The following is a 2,425-nucleotide window of genomic DNA, read 5'->3' on the forward strand; positions in this document are numbered from 1 at the left end:
GCGTCGCCTCGAAGGCGGCAATCAGCGGCTTCGGCGCCGACCCCCGGCCGCGCAGGCGCAGCAGGAAGGCGGCAAAACCTTCGCGGTCGTCGACTGAAATCGGCTGGTTCATGCGAGCGCCTTGGTCAGTTGGTCGCGAATTTCATGAGCGGTAAGGTCGAGCTGCAACGGCGTCACCGACACCAGCCGGTTGCGCATGGCATGGAGATCGGTGCCCTTCTTGCCTTCGACCGGCTCGCGACCGAAGCGCAGCCAGTAGTAAGGCAGGCCGCGCCCGTCGCGGCGCTCGTCCACCTACAGGCTGTGCACCAGCTTGCCTTGCGAGGTGACGACGGTGCCCTCGATCTCGTCGGGCGCGCAATTCGGAAAATTGACGTTGAGCAGCACGCCGTCCGGCAATGGCATTGCGACCAGCTTTTTCAGCAGCGCAGGCGCCAGCGCCTCGGTGGTCTCGTAGGGAACGACGCGGTCCTAGCCGGCATAGGAATAGGCCTGGCTGACCGCGATTGAGCGGACGCCGAGCAGCGCGCCCTCCATGGCGCCCGCGACGGTGCCCGAATAGGTGACGTCGTCGGCGATGTTGGCGCCGGAATTGACGCCGGACAGGATGAGGTCGGGCATGCCCGGCAGGATCTTCTTGACACCCATGATGACGCAATCGGTCGGCGTGCCGCGCACGGCGTAGTGCTTGTCGCCGATCTTCCTTAGCCGCAGCGGCTCGGAGATCGACAGCGAATGCGCGTAGCCGGATTGATCCTGCTCCGGCGCCACCACCCAGACGTCGTCCGACAGCGTACGCGCGATGCGCTCGAGCGACGCCAGGCCCTCGGCGTGGATGCCGTCGTCATTGGTCAGCAGAATGCGCATTACTTCGATTCGATCTTCGTCAGACCGCCCATGTAAGGCCGCAGCGCTTCAGGAATGGTTACGCTGCCATCCTCATTCTGGTAGTTTTCGATGACGGCGATCAGCGCGCGGCCGACGGCGGTGCCCGAACCGTTGAGTGTATGGACGAAGCGGTTGCCTTTGCCGTCCTTGTCCTTGTAGCGGGCATCCATGCGCCTGGCCTGGAAATCGCCGCAGACCGAGCAGGACGAGATTTCGCGATAGGCGTTCTGGCCGGGCAGCCACACCTCGATGTCATAGGTCTTGCGCGCGCCGAACCCCATGTCGCCGGTGCACAGCGTCACCGTGCGGAACGGCAGCTCCAGTCGCTTCAGCACCGCCTCGGCGCATTCCGTCATGCGCTCATGCTCGGCGATCGACGTCTCCTGATCGGTGAGAGAGACCAGCTCCACCTTGTAAAACTGGTGCTGGCGCAGCATGCCGCGCGTGTCGCGCCCTGCCGACCCCGCTTCCGAGCGGAAGCATGGCGTCAGCGCTGTAAAGCGCAACGGCAGTTTTTCGTGCGCGGTGATCTCCTCGCGCACGAGGTTGGTAAGCGACACTTCGGCGGTGGGGATCAAGCCCAGGCGGCCATCGCCATGCGGAGTGAAGAAGAGGTCGCCCTCGAATTTCGGCAATTGCCCGGTGCCGAACAGCACCTCGTCGCGCACCATCAATGGCGGCTGGACTTCCTCGTAGCCATGTTCGGTCGTGTGCAGGTCGAGCATGAACTGGCCAAGCGCGCGCTCCATACGCGCGAGTTGGCCGGTCAGCACCGTGAAGCGCGAGCCGGAAAGCCTCGCCGCCCGCTCGAAATCCATCATGCCCAGCGCTTCGCCGACCTCGAAGTGCTCCTTCACCCAGTTCGGCCGCGCCGGCGCCTTGCCGACAATGCGCTTGACGACATTGTCATGCTCGTCCCTGCCGACCGGCACATCGTCCAGCGGCACGTTGGGCAGCACGGCCAGCGCGTCGTTCAGCGCCTTGTCGAGCTCGCGCTCGCGCGCTTCGCCGTTCTGGATGAAGGCCTTGATCTCGCCGACTTCGGCCTTGAGCTTCTCGGCAAGCGCCGCGTCGCCCGAACGCATGGCGTTGCCGATCTCCTTTGAGGCGGCGTTGCGGCGTTCCTGCTTCACCTGCAGCTCTGTCAAATGCTCGCGCCGCGCCTCGTCCTTGGCGATCAGCCCGTCGACAGTGGATTGCGCCTCCCCGGCTGACCACGAGCGCTTCACCAACGCCTCGGCAAGAGCCTTCGGGTTGTCGCGAATCCATTTGATGTCAAGCATGGTTGTCCGTCCTTGGCTAAGGCCCGAGGGCGTAAACCGCATCCATGATCGATGCAAGACGGGCGAATGCCGCCGCCCGTTTTTTTCCGGCTCTGCCTAGCTTGGAGCCTGCGTCGACGACGCATCAGCGGCCTTCTCGGCCATTTCCGCTCCGGCCTCCTGCTTCTCGCGCGCCAGACGGTCCCGCTCCTGGCCGCGTTCGACCAGCCGGGCCGACCAGATGGCGACCTCGTAGAGCAGGATGGTCGGGATGG

At 64.8% G+C, this 2,425-nt stretch carries 1 protein-coding gene and 3 pseudogenes; all 4 read right to left on the reverse strand.

Annotation, left to right across the window (positions count from 1 at the left end; all coding sequences use genetic code 11):
- A pseudogene (gene pcm / locus EN742_RS39775) lies at positions 1-112 on the reverse strand (protein-L-isoaspartate O-methyltransferase); the annotation flags it as partial.
- A pseudogene (surE, locus tag EN742_RS31930) lies at positions 109-867 on the reverse strand (5'/3'-nucleotidase SurE). The pseudogenes surE and pcm, both read right to left, overlap by 4 nt.
- Positions 867-2,171, reverse strand: a complete 1,305-nt coding sequence (gene serS, locus EN742_RS31935) for a serine--tRNA ligase (protein ID WP_126054203.1) — start codon at positions 2,169-2,171, stop codon at positions 867-869. Before serS ends, surE begins: the two are co-directional and overlap by 1 nt.
- Positions 2,172-2,267: 96 nt before the next feature.
- Positions 2,268-2,425, reverse strand: a pseudogene (locus EN742_RS39780) (twin-arginine translocase subunit TatC); the annotation flags it as partial.

The organism is Mesorhizobium sp. M4A.F.Ca.ET.020.02.1.1 (genome assembly GCF_004022645.1).
GTDB lineage: Bacteria > Pseudomonadota > Alphaproteobacteria > Rhizobiales > Rhizobiaceae > Mesorhizobium.

Coding starts and splice junctions, on each gene's coding strand:
- serS (WP_126054203.1), bottom strand. CDS start 2,171: ATGCTTGACATCAAATGGATTCGCGACAACCCGAAGGCTCTTGCCGAG.